Origin of the sequence: Streptomyces mirabilis, from assembly GCF_018310535.1 — a bacterium.
Classification (GTDB): domain Bacteria; phylum Actinomycetota; class Actinomycetes; order Streptomycetales; family Streptomycetaceae; genus Streptomyces.
Map to the genome: position 1 here is coordinate 4521097 of NZ_CP074102.1, position 17837 is coordinate 4538933.

Consider the following 17837-nt stretch of genomic DNA (forward strand, 5'->3'; position numbering starts at 1 on the left):
GAGGCAGTCGCCACCGGGGGAGGAAAGGTTGCTGCGGTGAAGCAACGCGAACGCGCCCCCGTCCGGTGAGGGACGGGGGCGCGCGGTGCCCGGCGCTGTCGGAGGGCTTACGGAACCTGTGGAGACGGTGGGCCTATGGAGCCTCGGGAGGCGGCGTGGGCGCGCCCGGCAGCCGCAGTGTCGCCACCGTTCCGCCGCCCTGCGCCGGTTGCAGGGACACCTCGCCGCCGGACTGCTGCACGGTCCTGGCCACGATCGACAGACCCAGGCCCGAGCCCGGCAGTGCGCGGGCGGACGGGGAGCGCCAGAAGCGGTCGAAGACGTGCGGGAGTTCCTCGGCGGGGATGCCGGGGCCGTGGTCGCGGACGGTCAGTTCGCCGCCCTTGAGGATGACGTCGATGGCCTCGCCCTCGGGACTGAACTTCACCGCGTTGTCGAGGATGTTCACGATCGCCCGCTCCAGCGCGGACGGCTCCGCCCGTACGAACCAGGGCTGGAGGTCCGCCGTGATCGTCAGCTCGGGGCCGCGCAGGCGGGCGCGCTGGAGGGCTGCCTCGACCGTTTCCTGGAGGTCGACCACCTGGATGCGGTCGCCCGACTGGCCCGCGTCCGAACGCGACAGCGTCTGCAGGTCGCCGATCAGCGCCGCCAGCTCCGTCATCTGCGCCTTCACCGACGACAGCAGTGCCTTGCGGTCCGCCGGGGGGATCGGGCGGCCCGTCTCCTCGCTGCGGGTGAGGAGCTCTATGTTCGTACGCAGTGACGTGAGCGGCGTACGGAGCTCGTGGCCCGCGTCGGCGATGAGCTGCTGTTGCAGCTCGCGGGAGTTGGCGAGGGACTCGGTCATCGAGTTGAAGGAGCGGGAGAGGCGGGCGACCTCGTCCTCGCTGTCGTCCTCGACGGGGATGCGGACGGAGAGGTCCTCCGTGCGCGCCACGTGCTCCACGGCCTCGGTGAGCTTGTCCACCGGGCGCAGACCCGCGCGGGCGACGGCCAGGCCGGCGGCTCCGGCGCCGACGACTCCGATGCCCGAGACGAGGAGGAGGACGAGGGCGAGGTCGTTGAGGGTGGCCTGGGTGCCCTTCAGGGGGATGGCCACGAGGAAGGACGCGTCCTGGACCAGGACCGGGCTGCTGCCCGGAACCTGGCCGGCGACGACGAGTGGCATGGTGATCACCCGAACGTCGTTGCCTTCGCTGTCGGTTCCGGTGCGGATTCTGGTGTAGTCCCAGTTAGGGTTCTTGGCCTCGTCCTTGTCGCTGTCGGTGATCTTCACCGTGCCTGCGGAGCCGTCGAACGTACAGACGGTTCCGCTTGCCTGGACCACCTGGGAGTAGTACTCGGACCGCCCGCGGGGGCCGTCGCTGCCGCTCTTCGGGTCCTGGCCGCAGTTCTTTATGGCGCGCTGGAACGATCCGTAGGTAACGGGTGCCTTCTGTGCATTGAGGTTGTTGTCGATCTCGTCGTACAACTTCCCCCGCACTATGAACCAACAGGTCACCGAAACCGCCGCCACCCCGAACGCCACCGCCGCCGCGACCAGCATGGCCAGCCGGGAGCGGATCGGCAGGGATTTGAACCGGCGCAGGATCCTCATCACTCCGCGCCGCCCGACCGCAGGACGTATCCCACGCCCCGCACCGTGTGCACGAGGCGCGGCTCGCCGCCCGCCTCGGTCTTGCGGCGCAGGTACATGACGTAGACGTCGAGGGAGTTGGAGGAGGGCTCGAAGTCGAAGCCCCAGACCGCCTTGAGGATCTGCTCGCGGGTGAGGACCTGGCGCGGGTGGGCCAGGAACATCTCCAGCAGGGTGAACTCGGTGCGGGTCAGTTCGACCGCCCGGCCCGCGCGCGTGACCTCGCGCGTCGCGAGGTCCATCCGCAGGTCGCCGAAGGTCAGCGCGTCGTCGTCCGGGGTGCCGACCGTCGCGGCCGCGTAGGAACTGCGCCGCAGCAGTGCCCGGACCCGGGCGAACAGCTCGTCCAGTTCGAACGGCTTGACCAGGTAGTCGTCCGCGCCCGCGTCGAGGCCGGTCACGCGGTCGCCCACGGTGTCGCGGGCCGTCAGCATGAGGATGGGGGTCGTCGTGCCCGCCCCGCGCATCCGGCGGGCGGCCGTCAGGCCGTCCATCCGGGGCATCTGGATGTCCAGGACGACCAGGTCGGGCTGGTACGCGGTCGCCTTCTCCAGCGCGTCCGCTCCGTCGACCGCGACCTGGGTGTCGTATCCCTCGAAGGCGAGGCTGCGCTGAAGTGCTTCGCGCACGGCCGGCTCGTCGTCGACGATCAGGATGCGCTGGGTTTCACGGTCGCCTTCGGCGGGGCTCATGGGCGTGGGTTCCTAGGGGTGCGGTGGGACGGGGCTGGACGCTTTCAGCCTCGCACGTTCCGGCCGGGGCAGAAAGGATCAGCGGCGTTCAGCGGCGTTCAGCGGGGACCGACGGAGATCGACGGGGATCGGCGGGGATCGGCGGGGATCGGCGGGGACCGACGGGGATCGGCGGGGATCGGCGGGGATCAGTTCGTCGGTTCAGGCCCGCAGCCTGCTCGGCCTGCTCGACCGGCTCAGGCCTGCAGCACGCTCAGCTGGCTCAGGCGGCTCAGGCGGCTCAGCGGGACCTTGCGGCGGTGCGGGTGATCGGCGGAGGTGTGCAGACCCATCATCTGCGGCTGCGGGACCGTCATCTGCGGCTGCGGGACCTTCACTTCCGGAGCCCGGGGCGCCGGCCGGTGCAGTTCACGGGCGACGGAGAGGGCCAGGTCGAGGCCGGCGGGGTCGGTGCCTTCGATGCCGTGGGAGACGCGAGTGATCATTTCAACCTCCGAGAAGGACTTGGCCGAGAAGGACTCAGCTGTCGGAACCGCCGGCCCGCAGGCTGGCGAGGTCCGACTTGACGGTGTTGATCGGGATGGCGAAACCGAGGCCGACGCTGCCCGCGCTCGACGAGCTGGACGAGGAGTCGGCGGCCGAGTACATCGCGGAGTTGATGCCGACGATGTTGCCGTTCATGTCGATGAGGGCGCCGCCGGAGTTGCCGGGGTTCAAGGACGCGTCGGTCTGGATGGCCTTGTACGTGGTCGTCGAGGAACCGGTGTCGCCGTTGAACTGCTGGCCGCCGAAGGAGAACGGCCACTGGCCGCTGCCGCCGCCCTGCTGCTGTTGCTGGCCCTGGCTCTCGTCCGTGGAGACGGTGACGTCACGGTTGAGCGCCGAGACGATGCCGCTGGTGACGGTGCCGGTCAGCCCCTCGGGGGAGCCGATCGCGACGACATCGTCGCCGACCTGGACGCCGTCGGAGTTGCCGAGCGTGGCGACCTTCAGGCCGGAGGGCGCGTTCTCGAGCTTGATGAGCGCGAGGTCCTTCTTGCTGTCGGTGCCGACCAGCTTCGCGGTGTAGGACTTGCCGCTGCTCAGGTGCACCTTGATCTCGGAGGCGCCCGATATGACGTGGTTGTTGGTGACGATCTCGCCGCTGGACGAGATGATCACGCCCGAGCCGGTGGACGAACCCGCGTTCGAGGTCGCGCTGATCTCGACGATACTCGGGCTGACCGCCTGGGCGACACCGGCGACGGTGCCCTTCTTGGCGGCGGGCACCACGGTGGTGCTGGTGCTGCTCGACGCGGTGTCCTTGCCGGTCAGCTCCTGTATGCCGTACGCGGTGCCGCCTCCGATGGCGGCCGCGACTATCGCCACGGCGGCGAGCAGGGCGATCGTGCCCTTCGCGCGCTTCTTCGGAGCGGGGGCCGGGCCGGCCGGGACCGGCTGCGCCTGGAGGACCGCAGTGGAGGAGACGGCGTCCGGCTCGGGGTAGCCGGCGTAGGCGCCGCCTCCGCCGTGACCGCCGTCGCCACCCTGACCGGAGCCCGGCCACACGGTGGTACCCGGCTCGACGGCGACCGGAGCGACCGGCTCGTACGCCGGCGGCGGGGGCCACTCGGGGTTCACGGGAGAGGAAGAGACGGGCTGCTGCTGGGGGTACGCCGCCCGCATGGGGTCGGTCGCCTGGTGGTCGTCGCCCTGGGGGTACTCGCCGCTGCGGCGGAAGCTCTCGGTCATGGAAAAAGCTTGTCCCCCGATCATGAGAGCTCCCTGAGTGGCCGCTGAGAAGCCCGACAGAACCTCGTATGCCCGATATAAAGGCGCCCGAGCCCGCTGAAAACCGGGAAACAGCGGGTTGCGTGGGGGTGATGTCACGGAAGGCGACGGACGAATACTTGTCTGTCTGCTGTGTAGTACATGTGTTCTGGGGCGGATGAGGCCTACGATCTCCGCGCCGGAGGGGGGCTCCGCGGTGTGCCTGAATCGATGCAGGCGGTTGTCGGCCATGGCCGGCGACCGCTGCCGTCGATCGGGCCGGTGCGTCGTACGCCCTTCTCGGGCCTCCTACGTCATGGACACCACACGCACCCACACCAGGAGCCCTGAGTGATACGTGCCCTGCGCGACCGCTGGAGACGCCCCGCCACGGCGTTGCCCACGGCCGCTCTCGCGCTGGCGCTGACCTGCGCCGGCGCCTTCGCGGCGCACCCCGCCACCGCGGCGGACGGACCCTCGCTGCCGGAGGTGAACCAGTCCCAGCCCGCGAAGCCGGCCGTCTCCGACAAGGAGCTGCGCGGCCGGGTCGCCGCGGCCGTCAAGGACCGGGCGACCCCGGACACGACCCCCAAGAAGACACCCTTCATCATCGGCGGCACCGAGACGACGATCTCCTCCGCGCCGTGGATGGTCCAGCTCTCCTACTACGACAGCACGGCCGGCGTCGGCTACTTCTGCGGCGGCACCCTCGTCGCCCCGAACAAGGTCCTGACGGCGGCCCACTGCGTCGCGGGCCTGAACTGGGTGAAGAACGGCGCGGTGCTGGCCGGCGCCACCGGACTGCTGGACGACACCAGCGGCACGGTCGCGGGCGTCTACCGTCAGTGGAACCACCCGCACTACAACTCCACGACCGTCCAGAACGACATCGCGGTTCTCACGCTCGACCGCCCGCTGGACCAGCAGTGGCAGCGGCTGGTGGCCGCCGGTGACAGCGCCTCCTACAAGGCCGGCAACTCCGCCACCGTCTACGGCTGGGGCCTGACCTCCGGCGCCGACGGCGCCGACCTGTCGGCGAACCTGCGGAAGGTGACCCTGCCGCTGGTCGCCGACTCCACCTGCAACTCCGCGATGCAGTCGGTCCTCGGCGAGGACGACTTCGTCGAGGGCGCGATGTTCTGCGCGGGCACCCCGGCGACCGGCACCGACGAGGGAACCAAGAGCCCCTGCAACGGTGACTCCGGCGGTCCCGTCATCGTCGGCGGCAAGGTCGTCGGCATCGTCTCGTGGGGCGTCGCGGGCTGCACCGCGAAGGGCGCCTACCCGGTGTTCACCAAGGTGTCCTCGTACACCTGGGCCGCCCAGCCGCGCATCGACGACGCGGACCTGACCTTCGACGGCAAGGCCGACCTGCTGGAGCGCACGCCGTCCGGCGGCCTCTTCCAGCAGGACAGCAAGGGCACCTCGCTCGCCACCCGCGCCTACCAGGGCAATGGCTGGCAGAACGCCAGCTGGGTCCTCCAGGCCGACCTGGACCGGGACTTCTACCAGGACCTGATCATCCGCGACAAGGGCGACGGCAAGCTGTACCGCAGCTACCTGAACCACACCTCCGGTGAGTACGACTGGATGCAGATCAGCACGGTGTGGGGCGGCTACAAGTCGTACGCCATCCCCGGCGACATGACGGGCGACGCCCGCCCCGACCTGGTCGCGGTGGACGCCGACGGCTCGGTCTACCTCTACCCGGGCAAGGGCAACGGCCAGTTCTACGGCAAGGTCAAGGTCGTCGACAGGGCCTGGAAGAACGTGAAGATCTTCGGCCACGGCGACCTGTCCGGCGACGGCAGGGCCGACCTGCTGGTCCGCAACAGCTCCGGCGTCCTGTACCTCTACCGGGGCACGCAGGTCGAGAAGGCCCCGTTCGCGGCGCGGATCCAGGCGCGTACGGGCTTCACCTTCACCTCGTACGTCGCCAACGGCGACGTCACGGGCGACGGCATCGCGGACGTCATCACCCGCGACTCCGCCGGCAAGCTCTGGCTCTACCCCGGCACCAACAAGGCCTCCAGCAGCCTCTTCGGCTCCCGGATCGGCCTGGGCAGCGGCTTCAACCAGTACAACCTGCTGTTCTGAGCGATCACAAAAACGCGCGCCGGCCCCGCAACCCGCGGGGCCGGCGCGTCTTGTCTTCGAGCTACTCGCACCCGCAAGAACGCCGGACGACCAACCTGGACGGAAACACCTTCAACCGCTCGCGCCGCGACCCCGCGACCCGCAACCCGTCATCCAGTACGAGATCCACCGCGGCCCGCGCCATCGCCGACCGGTCGGAGGCGATCGTCGTCATCGGCGGATCCGTCAGCGCGGCTTCCTTGACGTCGTCGAAACCGGCCACGGCCAGCTCCCCCGGAACGTCGATGCGCAGCTCACGCGCGGCGCGCAGCACGCCGATCGCCTGGTCGTCGGTGGAGCAGAAGATGGCGGGCGGGCGGTCGGGACCGCCGAGCAGCTGGAGGCCGACCTGATAGGCGTCGTAGCGGTTGTACGGCGCTTCGAAGAGGCGGCCCTCGGTGGAAATCCCGGCCTCCTGCATCGCGCGCCGCCAGCCCTCGACATGGTCGGAGACCGGGTCGCCGACGGTCGGGGTCTCCGCGAGGCCGCCGAGACAGGCCACGTATTCGTAGCCGTGTTCGAGGAGGTGGCGGGTGGCGAGCTGGGCGCCGCCGATGTCGTCCGTGACGACGGCGACGTCGTCGATGGCCTCGGGGCGCTCGTGCAGCAGCACCACGCGGGCGTCCCACGCGTCGATCTCCGCGGCAGCGTTGTCATTGAGCGCGTGACTGACGAGGATCAGCCCGGAGACCCGCATACCGAGGAAGGCGCGCAGGTAGTGGACCTCGCGCTCGGCGATGTAGTCGGAGTTGCCGACGAGCACCATTTTCCCGCGCTCGGCGGCGGCCTGCTCGACTGCGTGCGCCATCTCCCCGAAGAAGGGCTGGCGCGCGTCCGGCACGATCAGGCCTATGAGCTCGGTCCGCCGCGACGCCATGGCCTGGGCGACCCGGTCGGGCCGGTACCCCAGTTCCTTGATCGCGGCGAGAACACGCTCGCGCGTGGCCGGGGCAACCGGCCTCGGTCCGTTGTTGATGACATAGCTGACAACGGCGGTGGACGTACCCGCCAGTCGCGCTACATCGTCCCTCGTCACCTTGGCCACGCGCGGAGTCTACGCGGATGGACCCGCCGCTGGGCAGGGCGTACGGAGGCTTGCTGCGCCTCCGTCAGCGCCTACTGCGCCTCCGCCGCCGCCTCGACCGTCTCGACGGCGTCCAGGTGCGCCGTCTCGTCCGCATCCTCCGGCTTTGGCTGGGCCGCCTTGGCCCTCGCCTCGTCCGAGGCGCGGTCCGCCTTCTCAGGTGTAACGAATCGATAACCGACGTTCCGGACGGTACCGATCAGCGACTCGTGCTCGGGTCCGAGCTTCGCGCGCAGCCGTCGTACGTGGACGTCGACCGTCCGCGTACCGCCGAAGTAGTCGTAGCCCCAGACTTCCTGGAGCAACTGGGCGCGCGTGAAGACACGGCCCGGGTGCTGCGCGAGGTACTTGAGGAGCTCGAACTCCTTGAAGGTCAGGTCGAGGACCCGGCCCTTGAGCTTGGCGCTGTAGGTCGCCTCGTCGACCGAGAGGTCGCCGTTGCGGATCTCCATCGGGGAGTCGTCGTTGACGATCTGCTGGCGGCCCATGGCCAGCCGCAGCCTCGCCTCGACCTCCGCCGGTCCCGCGGTGTCCAGGAGCACGTCGTCGATGCCCCAGTCGGCGGTGACGGCCGCGAGACCGCCCTCCGTCACGACGAGGATCAGCGGACAGCCGGGCCCGGTCGAGCGCAGCAGCTGGCACAGGCTGCGCACCTGCGGGAGATCGCGCCTGCCGTCGATCAGGATGACGTCGGCACCGGGGGTGTCGACGAGAGCGGGGCCTTCCGCCGGAGCCACTCGCACGTTGTGCAGGAGCAGGCCGAGAGCGGGAAGCACCTCCGTCGACGGCTGAAGAGCATTGGTCAGGAGCAGCAGAGAACTCATCGCGCCCCACCTGCCTGGGTCGTCCTACGGTCATGCAAGGTTCGCTCGCCCATAACGTCTGGTTCCTCCTCGGTCCCTGCGAGGACGTTTGCGGCACTGCTTCCTACGGTGCGGCTCCCGCGCCCCTGGGAGTCGCCGGACGGCCCACTGGGGGCCGCCACACGTTCTATGCGTTCGTAGGCTTCGTACACCTGCGGTTTCCCGCTTCGTATACAACGCTTCAGAAAGCACAAAAGGACCCGGGGGCTACGCTGCCCGAGTCCTCTGCCCAGCAGAATAGCCCACATGAGCTCAGGTCCGGCAGGTCAAGCGACGGGATCTTCCGATCGTCCACCCCTTGAGACGCCACCGCAGGCCCCTTTGCGGAGGTTTCTGCACACGGTCGACGGGGTGACGATCGATGCGGCGTACGACGCTGGAACGCGGCCTTCTGGTGACTCGGCCACTGGCTTGAACGACGTGGTCATTGTCGTCGCGCACGGCTTCACAGGCGATCTGGAACGTCCGCACGTGCGCCACGCGGCGGCCGTCCTCGCCCGGCACGCGGCAGTGGTCACCTTCTCCTTCCGTGGTCACGGCGCCTCCGGCGGCAGTTCCACGGTCGGTGACCGCGAGGTCCACGATCTCGCCGCCGCGGTGGCCTGGGCCCGCGAACTCGGGCACACGCGTGTGGCCACCGTCGGCTTCTCGATGGGCGGTTCGGTGGTGCTGCGGCACGCGGCGCTGCACCGTGGCTCGGACGGGGGCTCGGACCGGGGCGCGGAGAAGGAGCACGAGGGGCGCACCGAGGCGCGCACGGACGCCGTGGTTTCGGTGAGCGCACCCGCCCGTTGGTACTACCGGGGTACGGCCCCTATGCGGCGCCTGCACTGGCTGGTAACCCGGCCGGTGGGCCGCGCGGTCGGCCGTTACGGCCTGCGCACCCGGATCCACCACCGTGACTGGGACCCGGTGCCGGCCTCCCCGGTCGAGTCGGTTCCGCTCATCGCGCCCACTCCGCTGCTGATCGTCCACGGCGACCAGGACGGCTACTTCCCGGTCGACCACCCGCGGATGCTCGCCGCCGCCTCCGGCGGCCACGCCGAACTGTGGATCGAGCACGGCATGGGCCACGCCGAGCACGCGGCGGACGACGGGCTGCTCGGCCGTATCGGGGCATGGGCCGTCGCGGCGGCGGGCTAGCCTGACCGTGTTCACAGAAACCACTGATGACTGATCCGTGTTCACGGAAAACACCGATTGAGGAACGAGATGGCACAGGGCACGGTGCGTTACTGGGCCGCCGCCAAGGCCGCGGCGGGTGTCGCGGAGGAGCCGTACGACGCGGGCACGCTCGCCGAGGCGCTCGACGCGGCCCGCGCGCGACATCCCGGCGAACTCGTCCGCGTCCTGCGGCGCTGCTCCTTCCTCATCGACGGTGACCCCGTGGGCACTCGCGAACATGAGACGGTACGGCTGGCCGAGGGCGGCACGGTCGAGGTGCTCCCGCCGTTCGCAGGAGGGTGAGCGAGACGATGAGCGACCAGCCGTACGAGGGCCGGTACGAGGGTCAGTACGAGGGGTACGACCCGTATCCGCAGCCTCAGCAGCAACAGCCGCAGCAACGGCCTCAGCAGCAACAGCCGCAGCAACGGCCTCAGCAGCAGCAACAGCCGCCGCAGCAGCCCGAGTGGCGGCAGCACACGCAGCAGTGGGAGGGGCAGACCTGGGAGACCCAGGCGCAGCCCCCGATGCCGGCGGCGGACACGACGTACCTGCCGCCGCGGGGCTACCAGGCGTACCCCGAGCCGCAGACGTACGGCACGGTCGGGCAGCCGCTGCCGCAGGAGGCACCGACTCCGGCACCGGAGTGGACGACCGCGTACCAGCCCCCCGCCCAGCAGGTGCCCGGCACCGGCACCGGCAGTGCGGTCACCCCGGAGACCGTCTCCGGCTACGGCCCCCCGACCGTCACCGGCAACGCCCGCGTCACCGACGCCCAGCGCGCCCGTGCCGAGGGCCGCTCCCCGATCATCGAACCCGGCATCCAGCCCGCCGTGCTCACCGCGGTGCTCGGGCTGCTGCTCTCCGGGACGGCGGCGATCGGGCAGTACGCCCTCGTCGTCCCCCTCGTCCTCCTCCAGGCCGTCACCGCGGCGGGCTGGTTCCGGCTGAACGGGATGTGGCCGGCCCGCCAGGGCATCGCGCTGGCGTTCCTCGGCGCGGTCACCGCGGACGTCGCGCTCCTCGCGGCGGGCCGGGAGAACGCGCCCGCCGCGATCCTCGGCACCCTCGGCGTGTGGGTCCTGCTCACCCTCGTCCTGCAGCTGCGCAGTCATGCCGACCCGGACACCCGGATGTACGGCCTGATGGCGACCGTCGCCTCGGCGGCGCTCGCCATCATCGCCACCGGGCACCTCGCGGCCGAGCCGGACGCCGTCACGGTGGGCGCCGCCGCGGTCGCCGTCGCGATCCTCGCCCGCGCCCTGCCGCTGCCCACCGCGGCCTCCGTGGTGGTGGCGCTGCTGGCCGCCGCGGGTGCCGGTATCGCGGTCGGCGGCACCACGGACCTGGGCAGCAAGGGGGCCTTCCTCGGCCTCGGCGCCGGGGTCTGCGCGCTGATCGGCCACCGGGTCGCCAGCTACGACTACCCGTCCCGCTTCGTCCACTTCACCGCGGGCGTGGCCCTGCCGCTGGCCGCCGCGGCCCCGGCGGTCTACCTGCTGGGCCGCGCCCTCGGTTAGGGCCTGTCCGGCGTGATCCACCGGACAGGTCCTGGGGCCTGGTCCAGTGGATGTTCGTCACAGGTGATCTACAACTACTTCGGAGGGTCCCCGTCGCGGGGCCCTTCGGGGTTAGCTTCGCGAGGGAGGACCACTCGGTCGCCCGGATCCGTTCGAGGTGGGGGAACACCGCGCATGCGTGCACTGCGAATAATCCTGATCGTCACCGTCATCCTGGGCGGCCTGTTCGTGATCGCGGACCGGGTGGCGGTCGGCTTCGCGGAGAACAAGGCGGCGGACCGGATCAAGACCACCGAGGGCCTGGCCGGCACGCCGGACGTGTCCATCGAGGGCTTCCCCTTCCTCACCCAGGTCGTCGGCGGCGAACTCGACGACGTGAAGATCGGCATCAAGGACTACGAGGCGTCGACGAGCGGCGCGGGCAGTGCCGGCGGCACCGGCACCATCCGTATCGACGACCTGAACGCCGAGATGCACGGCGTCAGCTTCAACGGCGACTACAGCTCCGCCACCGCCAACAGCGCCACCGGCTCCGCGTCCATCGGGTACGCCGAGCTGCTCAAGACCGCCAAGTCCCAGCCCACTCAGGTCGGCCCCGGGGTCACCGCCCGGGTCGTCGGCCTCTCCGACGGCGGCAACGGCAAGATCAAGGTGGCGGTCGAGGTCAGCATCGGCGGCACGAAGGTGCCCCAGCCGGTCTCCGTGCTCAGCTCGGTCACGGTCGTCGGCGGCAACACGGTCAAGGTGCACGCGGACTCCCTCCCCAAGCTGGCCGTCGACCTCGCCGAGAACCGGGTGCGCGCGATCACCGACTTCGAGCAGAAGATCGGCCAGCTGCCGGGCGGCATCCAGCTCGACACGGTCCAGGCGGCCGCGAACGGCGTGGACGTCTCCGTGAAGGGTTCGAACGTCAAGCTGGTCGGGTAGAAGGGTCAGCGGCCGCAGGTCGCAGGCCAGAGGCCGGAGGCCGGGGAGACCGCGGCCGGAGAGCTGTCCGAAGGGCGAGACGGGCCCGTCCGTACCGCAGATGTGCGGTCGGTGTGATGACGGATGCCGGCGCCCGGAATCCCTGCGGGGGCCGCACCGGCGGTGAAGGCGTCCCACATCGCGGACGATCGCATCTCAGCATCCGACACACCGGTGACATGCCCGCCTGTCCGTCCCTACGATCGGACCCATGAAGCGACAGGCGGATCTCACGAAGCGGCGGGCAGTAGACCTGTGCCGCGTCGCCGCCATGCTCTGTCGCACCTTCTGAGCGGGACATTCGTCCGTCCGCCCTCCCCTGGCCCCTCTTCGCCAGGGTCCCCGTGCGCGCCGCGCAGCCTCGACAGGCATGACCGCGCACCCTCTGTCTAACGCACCGCCCCGCCGCAACTGCCCCGGAGGAGAAACAGCATGAGCCGCAGCGACGTCCTGGTCGACGCCGACTGGGTCCAGGACCACCTGGACGACCCGAGCGTGGCCATCGTCGAGGTCGACGAGGACACGTCCGCGTACGAGAAGAACCACATCAAGAACGCGATCCGGATCGACTGGACCAAGGACCTCCAGGACCCGGTCCGCCGTGACTTCATCGACCAGGAGGGCTTCGAGAAGCTCCTGTCGGAGAAGGGCATCGCCAACGACACGCTGGTGGTCCTCTACGGCGGCAACAACAACTGGTTCGCGTCCTACGCCTACTGGTACTTCAAGCTGTACGGCCACGAGAACGTCAAGCTCCTCGACGGCGGCCGCAAGAAGTGGGAGCTCGACTCCCGCGACCTGGTCGTCGAGGTCCCGAACCGTGCCGCGACCGACTACAAGGCCAAGGTCCAGAACACCGCGATCCGCGCCTTCCGCGACGACGTCGTGGCGGCCATCGGTTCGCAGAACCTGGTCGACGTCCGCTCGCCCGACGAGTTCAGCGGCAAGCTGCTCGCCCCGGCCCACCTGCCGCAGGAGCAGTCGCAGCGTCCGGGCCACGTCCCGAGCGCCCGCAACATCCCGTGGTCGAAGAACGCCAACGACGACGGCACCTTCAAGTCGGACGACGAGCTCAAGGAGCTCTACGCCGAGGAGCAGGTCGACCTCGCCAAGGACACCATCGCGTACTGCCGTATCGGTGAGCGTTCCGCGCTGACCTGGTTCGTGCTGCACGAGCTGCTCGGCGTGGAGAACGTCAAGAACTACGACGGCTCCTGGACCGAGTACGGCTCCCTGGTCGGCGTCCCGATCGAGCTCGGCGCCAACAAGTAACCCTCAAGGCCTGAAGGACGGAATCGAAATATGTGTGGAGCGAAGGCCGGCGGCCCCGACGCCTCGACGATCAAGCCCGGTGAGACCACCATCCAGGGCCAGGTGACCCGCGACGGCGAGCCCGTCACCGGTTACGTGCGCCTGCTGGACTCGACCGGCGAGTTCACGGCGGAGGTCCCCACCTCCGCGACGGGCCAGTTCCGCTTCTACGCGGCCGAGGGCACCTGGACCGTACGCGCCCTGGTCCCCGGTGGCACCGCGGACCGCACGGTCGTCGCCCAGACGGGCGGCCTCGCCGAGGTCGCGATCGCCGTCTGACGGCACCTCTGAGTGGCCGAAGGGCCGCACCCCAGGGTTGGACGCTCGGGGTGCGGCCCTTCGGTATGTACGGGCCTAGGCTTGAGGTATGTACGCACGACGGCGACACGTCTACTTCGCCATGATGGGGACGTGCATCGGTCTTTTCGTCCTGGCCTGGGGAGTCGTAAGGATCTGGTCGATTCCCGTGGCCGTGGGGATGTGTGTGGTGGCGATGGTGATTCCGCCGTTCGCCGCGATGGTCGCCAACCGGCGGGGGCCCGAGGACCGCTGGTGGGACGACCCGTCCGGGGATCAGAAGTCCGACGAGTGGTGGGACGAGCTCGACGGCAAGAAGCGCCGCCCGTAGGAGGGCGCGCGCAGCATCTTCAGTACGCGCAGCATCTTCAGTACGCGCGGCATCTTCAGTACGCGCGGCACCTTCATACGCGCGGCACCTTCAGTAGACGAGCGCCTGCGTATCGTCCGCCATCGCCTCCTGGACGAACACCTGGGCGCCCGCGATGCGTACGCCGTCGATGACGTCCTTCTCCGTGATGTCCCGGCGCGCCGCGCACTGGGTGCACAGGGTGAGCCGGCCCGCGGCCAGGACCGAGTCGATCAGATCGGGCAGCGGCGCCGCGTGCGGCAGCTCGAACTCGGCGGCCCGGCCCGGCAGTGCGAACCACGAGGACTCGCCGGTCAACCACAGGGAGACCTCGACCCCGCTGGCCACGGCCACCGCCGCGACCGTGAACGCCTGCGAACAGCGCTCGGGGGCATCGGCCCCCGCCGTCACCTTGATCACGAGCTTCTTCGCCATGGCCGCATGGTAGTCCGGGGGAGTCGGGGAGAATCCGAATCGTGATCATGCCCCTTACAACTCCATGAGATTCCCATGGGTCTCCTGTGCGCGCGGATATGGAATCCGTGCGTCGCGTTCCGTGGGGGGATGTCGTGGAAGTCGAGGAAGTACCCGTGCCAGGTCCTGAGGCGACGGGCAAGGAGACATCTGAGGAGGCGCCTCGCGTACGCCGGCGGGGGCGTACGGCCCTGCTGATCGCCACGGCCGCCGTGCTGGGGCTCGTCGGGGGCACCTGCGCCGGCTATCTGATCCAGGCCGACCGGGAGCCGACCAGGCTGCCGTCGCTCTCGCAGCCCGTGGTGGCCCAGGCCAAGGGAGCCGGTCCCGAACCGCTGTCCGCCGCGCAGGACCGCCGCGTGAAAACCGACGGCGACCTGCGCAAGCTGCTGATCAAGCGGCCGAAGGGGGCCCAGGACACCGAGTACGCACCGGGCCGCGACGGCTGGCTGACCATGGCCGAGTACGCGGACCAGCTCAAGGACCCGGACCAGGCGTTCGGGCAGCTGGTCGGCGCGGAGTTCCGGCGTGCGGCCGGCGTCGACTGGCGGGTCGGCAGCACGTACAGCGTCGGGATCAGGCTCGTGCAGTACCGCCAGGAGGAGAACCTCTCCGCCTCCGAACAGGCCGGCAACTGGAACGTGGACGGCACCCGCAGCTGGCCCGTCCCCGGCACGGGCGACGGCATGGCGTATGTGACGACCAAGCCCGACACCAAGCCCGGCTACCTACCGGTGTACAGCGCACAGGCACACGCCTGGCGCGGTGACATCGCCATGGAGGTCTGGATCTACGACACCAAGCCGATTTCCAAGGCCAAGATCATGGACCTGGCCGAGCGGCAGATGGAGCGGCTGTGACCGACGAGCAACCGATGAGCGAGCAGCCCGTTCAGGAGCGCGTGGAGGAGCTTGTCCAGGGGTCCGCGACCGAGCCCGCCGCGGAGTCCGCGCCCGAGCCCGCCGCGCCCGAATCCATCGCCCCCGTCAAGAAACCCCTCCGCCGGGGTCGCATCGCCGCCGTCGCCGGTTCGGTGCTCCTCGTCGCGGCCGTCGTCGGCGGTGCCGGCTACACCGTCGTGACCGTCCAGGACGCCGACCGGGACCCGGGCGCGCCCTCCTGGACCTTCCCGAACGCCGCCCACGACGACGCCACGTCGGCGAAGGCCCCCGCGGGACTCGCCGCGATGCTCGTGCCGTACGGCACCGAGGGCTGGAGCCGGGGCCCGGACATCGGGGAGTTCGGCTCCGACGCCTCGCTCAGCGGGCCCGAGGCCACCGCTCTGCGCAAGGAGGCGCTGCGGGATCTGCCGCGTTCCCAGCGGCGGGAGCTGGAGAAGCGGATCGACAAGCAGCACACCAAGGGCATCGCGATGCGCAGCTACCTCAGCGCGTCCAACGGGTATGCCTCCACGCTGTACGCCGACAGCGCCTTCACCATGAGCGTCGAGCTGGCCCAGATCGAGGACAAGGCGGCGGTGAAGGGCATGTCGACGTTCCAGAACGAGTTTTTCGACGCCCTCAAGATCTTCCGTAAGGGTCCGGAGATCAAGGGCCACAAGAACGCGAAGTGCTTCCTGCCGCCCAAGGACAAGGACGAGAAGCTCGACATGATGGTCTGCTCCGCCTACCAGGGCGACGTGCTGGTCAGCGCGACCGCCTCCGGGGCCAAGCCGTTGGACACCAAGGGTGTCGCGATGCTGCTGCGCGAGCAGCTCGACCGCATCGCCGAGCCGGGGGAGGCGGTATGACCGAGCAGACGAGCTCCGTCGAGGACGCGGCGGCGACGCCCGTCGAGAAGGGGACCACGGCGCCGGTCGAGGCGCAGGCCGCGCTGCCATCCGCGCCCGAGGCGCCGGCCGCGGTCGTCGACCCGGAGGTGCCGTCCACGCCCGTCGCGGCCGAGGTGCCCCCGGCCCGGGTGCGCAAGGACCGTCGGGTGCTGCGGGCCGTGCTGCGCTGGACCGCCGCCACCGTGGTCTTCGCTGCGGTCGGCACGTCGGTCGCGTACGGCATCACCCGCATGGACCGCACCGACGTACCCGGTCTGGCGACGGAGTCGGACGGGCGCTGGGACTACCCGACCATCACCCGGCCGCCGCTGCCCTCCGGCAGCCCGCGCCCGCTCGCCGAGTCGAACAAGACCGGCACCCACTACGCCGACCTGCGCAGGCTCGTGCTGCCCGCCCCGAAGGGCGCACACGTCGACACGGCGCTGCGCGGGACGGACGGCTGGCTGGCGACGAAGACGTTCCTGTCGGAGTACGCCACGCGGGACGACCGGGAGACGGTCGGGCAGCAGCTGACCGACAACGGTCTGCGGCACATCGCGGCCCGCGGCTGGACGACGCCGGACGGCACGCACACCCGGATCTACCTGTTGCAGTTCGACTCGGCCGTCGTCGCGGACGAGGTGAACTCGCCAGGGCTGACCAGCTACAACATGCCGAACTACGCGGTGCGCGGCGCCGAGCGGACGATGGCCGACAACCGGTTCCCGGACCGTGCCGCGGTCGACGACGTGGTCCGTCACGCGTACGACGAGATCAAGCCGTACGGCGCCGAGCAGGTCCGCCAGGCGTACCTCTCGGCCGGGGACACCCTCGCCCTGATCGTGCAGTCCCGCAAGGGCGCCGCGAAGGCGGTCCCGTTCCAGCAGACGGTGGTCCTCCAGAGCCAGCTGCTCGGCTGACCACGCCTGGGCGTACCGCGCGGAGAACCGCCCAGGAGTACCTCGCAGAGATCCCCGAGCCCCGGCCCACTAAGCTGGGGCTCGGCTCTTGTACCGCCCACCCCGCTCATCCGAGGAGCACCCCGTGGAGATCTTCTTCGAAACCCTGCTGGTCCTGGTCTGCGTCGGCGTGATCGCCTTCGCCGGGCTGACCGTGAAGAAGCTGTACCAGGGCCAGCGCTGACCCCCCATCGAGGAACTGCCGAGCTCATGATCGAGATCCCGTCCGACCTGCACAAGGACCTGCTTCCCGTTGCCTTCCTGCTTGGCAACTGGGCCGGTGCGGGCGTTCACGACTTCCCCGGCTCCGAGAAGTGCAACTTCGGGCAGGAGGTCACTTTCACCCACGACGGGCGCGACTTCCTGGAGTACCACTCGCACACCTGGGTGCTCGACGCCGACGGGAACAAGGTCCGGCCGCTGGAGACCGAGTCCGGCTTCTGGCGGGTCCACCCCGACCGCAAGGTCGAGGTCGTCATGACCCGCGACGACGGCATCGTCGAGATCTGGTACGGCGACCTGGCCGCCAAGACCCCGCAGATCGACCTGGTCACCGACGCCGTGGCACGGACGGCGGCCTCGGGTCCCTACACCGGCGGCAAGCGCCTCTACGGCTATGTGAAGAGCGACCTCATGTGGGTCGGTGAGAAGCAGACCCCCGAGGTCGAGCTGCGCCCCTACATGTCCGCGCACCTGAAGAAGGTCGTCACTCCGGAGGACGTCGAGCGCTGGGCCAAGGCCCTCCCGGACGACATGCCGGACGACGGAATCGCGTTCTTCAAGTAGTCAGGAAGCAGTTCGGAAGTGGTCCGGCCGGTTCGGCGGCTCTCCTCAGGTCGGCAAATCCCGGAATGGTCCTAGACTTC

20 protein-coding genes are annotated in these 17837 nt (G+C 70.0%); 13 read left to right on the forward strand and 7 right to left on the reverse strand.

Annotation, left to right across the window (positions count from 1 at the left end; translation table 11 throughout):
• Positions 1–133 precede the first annotated feature (133 nt).
• The 4 genes from SMIR_RS20015 to SMIR_RS20030 all read right to left on the reverse strand — a co-directional run bounded on the left by SMIR_RS20015 (position 134) and on the right by SMIR_RS20030 (position 4059).
• Positions 134–1600, reverse strand: a complete 1467-nt coding sequence (locus SMIR_RS20015) for a HAMP domain-containing sensor histidine kinase (RefSeq protein ID WP_168493069.1) — start codon at positions 1598–1600, stop codon at positions 134–136.
• Positions 1597–2328, reverse strand: a complete 732-nt coding sequence (locus tag SMIR_RS20020) for a response regulator transcription factor (RefSeq protein ID WP_168493067.1) — start codon at positions 2326–2328, stop codon at positions 1597–1599. Before SMIR_RS20020 ends, SMIR_RS20015 begins: the two co-directional genes overlap by 4 nt.
• Positions 2329–2564: 236 nt before the next feature.
• Positions 2565–2813, reverse strand: coding sequence for a hypothetical protein (locus tag SMIR_RS20025; RefSeq protein ID WP_168493065.1), 249 nt, complete (start codon positions 2811–2813; stop codon positions 2565–2567).
• A gap of 34 nt (positions 2814–2847) precedes the next feature.
• The gene (locus SMIR_RS20030; protein WP_168493063.1) at positions 2848–4059 is read right to left on the reverse strand and encodes a S1C family serine protease; all 1212 of its coding nucleotides are present in this window, start codon (positions 4057–4059) and stop codon (positions 2848–2850) included.
• A 369-nt stretch (positions 4060–4428) separates the two neighbouring features.
• Here SMIR_RS20030 and SMIR_RS20035 point away from each other — a divergent pair, with 369 nt between their 5' ends.
• Positions 4429–6174 (forward strand): trypsin-like serine protease, encoded by a 1746-nt coding sequence (locus tag SMIR_RS20035; protein ID WP_212727203.1) that lies wholly within the window; start codon positions 4429–4431, stop codon positions 6172–6174.
• A gap of 61 nt (positions 6175–6235) precedes the next feature.
• Here the strand turns inward: SMIR_RS20035 and SMIR_RS20040 are convergent, their stop codons facing one another.
• Both SMIR_RS20040 and SMIR_RS20045 read right to left on the reverse strand, forming a co-directional pair.
• Positions 6236–7258, reverse strand: a complete 1023-nt coding sequence (locus SMIR_RS20040) for a LacI family DNA-binding transcriptional regulator (RefSeq protein WP_101404267.1) — start codon at positions 7256–7258, stop codon at positions 6236–6238.
• Positions 7259–7329: 71 nt separating this feature from the next.
• Entirely contained in the window at positions 7330–8121 is a 792-nt protein-coding gene (locus tag SMIR_RS20045; protein WP_168493059.1) for a winged helix-turn-helix transcriptional regulator, read from the reverse strand.
• Positions 8122–8406: 285 nt separating this feature from the next.
• Between SMIR_RS20045 and SMIR_RS20050 the strand changes: the two genes are divergently transcribed.
• From SMIR_RS20050 to SMIR_RS20080, 8 genes are all read left to right on the forward strand, one after another.
• Complete coding sequence (locus tag SMIR_RS20050; protein ID WP_212727204.1) at positions 8407–9303, forward strand: alpha/beta hydrolase; 897 nt, start codon at positions 8407–8409, stop codon at positions 9301–9303.
• A gap of 69 nt (positions 9304–9372) precedes the next feature.
• On the forward strand, positions 9373–9627 hold the full coding sequence (locus SMIR_RS20055) for a MoaD/ThiS family protein (protein WP_101404270.1): 255 nt from the start codon (positions 9373–9375) through the stop codon (positions 9625–9627).
• Positions 9628–9635: 8 nt separating this feature from the next.
• Positions 9636–10844, forward strand: coding sequence for a hypothetical protein (locus tag SMIR_RS20060; RefSeq protein ID WP_168493055.1), 1209 nt, complete (start codon positions 9636–9638; stop codon positions 10842–10844).
• Positions 10845–11018: 174 nt separating this feature from the next.
• Positions 11019–11771 (forward strand): LmeA family phospholipid-binding protein, encoded by a 753-nt coding sequence (locus tag SMIR_RS20065; protein ID WP_168493053.1) that lies wholly within the window; start codon positions 11019–11021, stop codon positions 11769–11771.
• A 250-nt stretch (positions 11772–12021) separates the two neighbouring features.
• On the forward strand, positions 12022–12102 hold the full coding sequence (locus tag SMIR_RS44935) for a putative leader peptide (protein ID WP_350310325.1): 81 nt from the start codon (positions 12022–12024) through the stop codon (positions 12100–12102).
• A 140-nt stretch (positions 12103–12242) separates the two neighbouring features.
• The gene (locus SMIR_RS20070) at positions 12243–13082 is read left to right on the forward strand and encodes a sulfurtransferase (protein ID WP_168493051.1); all 840 of its coding nucleotides are present in this window, start codon (positions 12243–12245) and stop codon (positions 13080–13082) included.
• 30 nt (positions 13083–13112) lie between these two features.
• A complete protein-coding gene (locus SMIR_RS20075) occupies positions 13113–13400 on the forward strand; it encodes a DUF1416 domain-containing protein (RefSeq protein ID WP_054232391.1) in 288 nt (95 codons plus the stop codon).
• 88 nt (positions 13401–13488) lie between these two features.
• A complete protein-coding gene (locus SMIR_RS20080) occupies positions 13489–13749 on the forward strand; it encodes a DUF3099 domain-containing protein (RefSeq protein WP_067371511.1) in 261 nt (86 codons plus the stop codon).
• Positions 13750–13839: 90 nt separating this feature from the next.
• Here SMIR_RS20080 and SMIR_RS20085 read toward each other — a convergent pair whose 3' ends face one another.
• The gene (locus tag SMIR_RS20085; protein ID WP_168493049.1) at positions 13840–14202 is read right to left on the reverse strand and encodes a DsrE family protein; all 363 of its coding nucleotides are present in this window, start codon (positions 14200–14202) and stop codon (positions 13840–13842) included.
• 98 nt (positions 14203–14300) lie between these two features.
• Between SMIR_RS20085 and SMIR_RS20090 the strand changes: the two genes are divergently transcribed.
• The 4 genes from SMIR_RS20090 (at position 14301) to SMIR_RS20105 (ending at position 17757) form a co-directional block, all read left to right on the forward strand.
• Positions 14301–15101, forward strand: coding sequence for a hypothetical protein (locus SMIR_RS20090; protein WP_422664450.1), 801 nt, complete (start codon positions 14301–14303; stop codon positions 15099–15101).
• On the forward strand, positions 15098–15991 hold the full coding sequence (locus tag SMIR_RS20095; RefSeq protein WP_249938444.1) for a hypothetical protein: 894 nt from the start codon (positions 15098–15100) through the stop codon (positions 15989–15991). Before SMIR_RS20090 ends, SMIR_RS20095 begins: the two co-directional genes overlap by 4 nt.
• On the forward strand, positions 15988–16932 hold the full coding sequence (locus tag SMIR_RS20100) for a hypothetical protein (protein ID WP_168493047.1): 945 nt from the start codon (positions 15988–15990) through the stop codon (positions 16930–16932). Before SMIR_RS20095 ends, SMIR_RS20100 begins: the two co-directional genes overlap by 4 nt.
• 249 nt (positions 16933–17181) lie before the next feature.
• Positions 17182–17757 (forward strand): heme-binding beta-barrel domain-containing protein, encoded by a 576-nt coding sequence (locus tag SMIR_RS20105; protein ID WP_168493045.1) that lies wholly within the window; start codon positions 17182–17184, stop codon positions 17755–17757.
• The last annotated feature ends 80 nt before the right edge of the window (positions 17758–17837 follow it).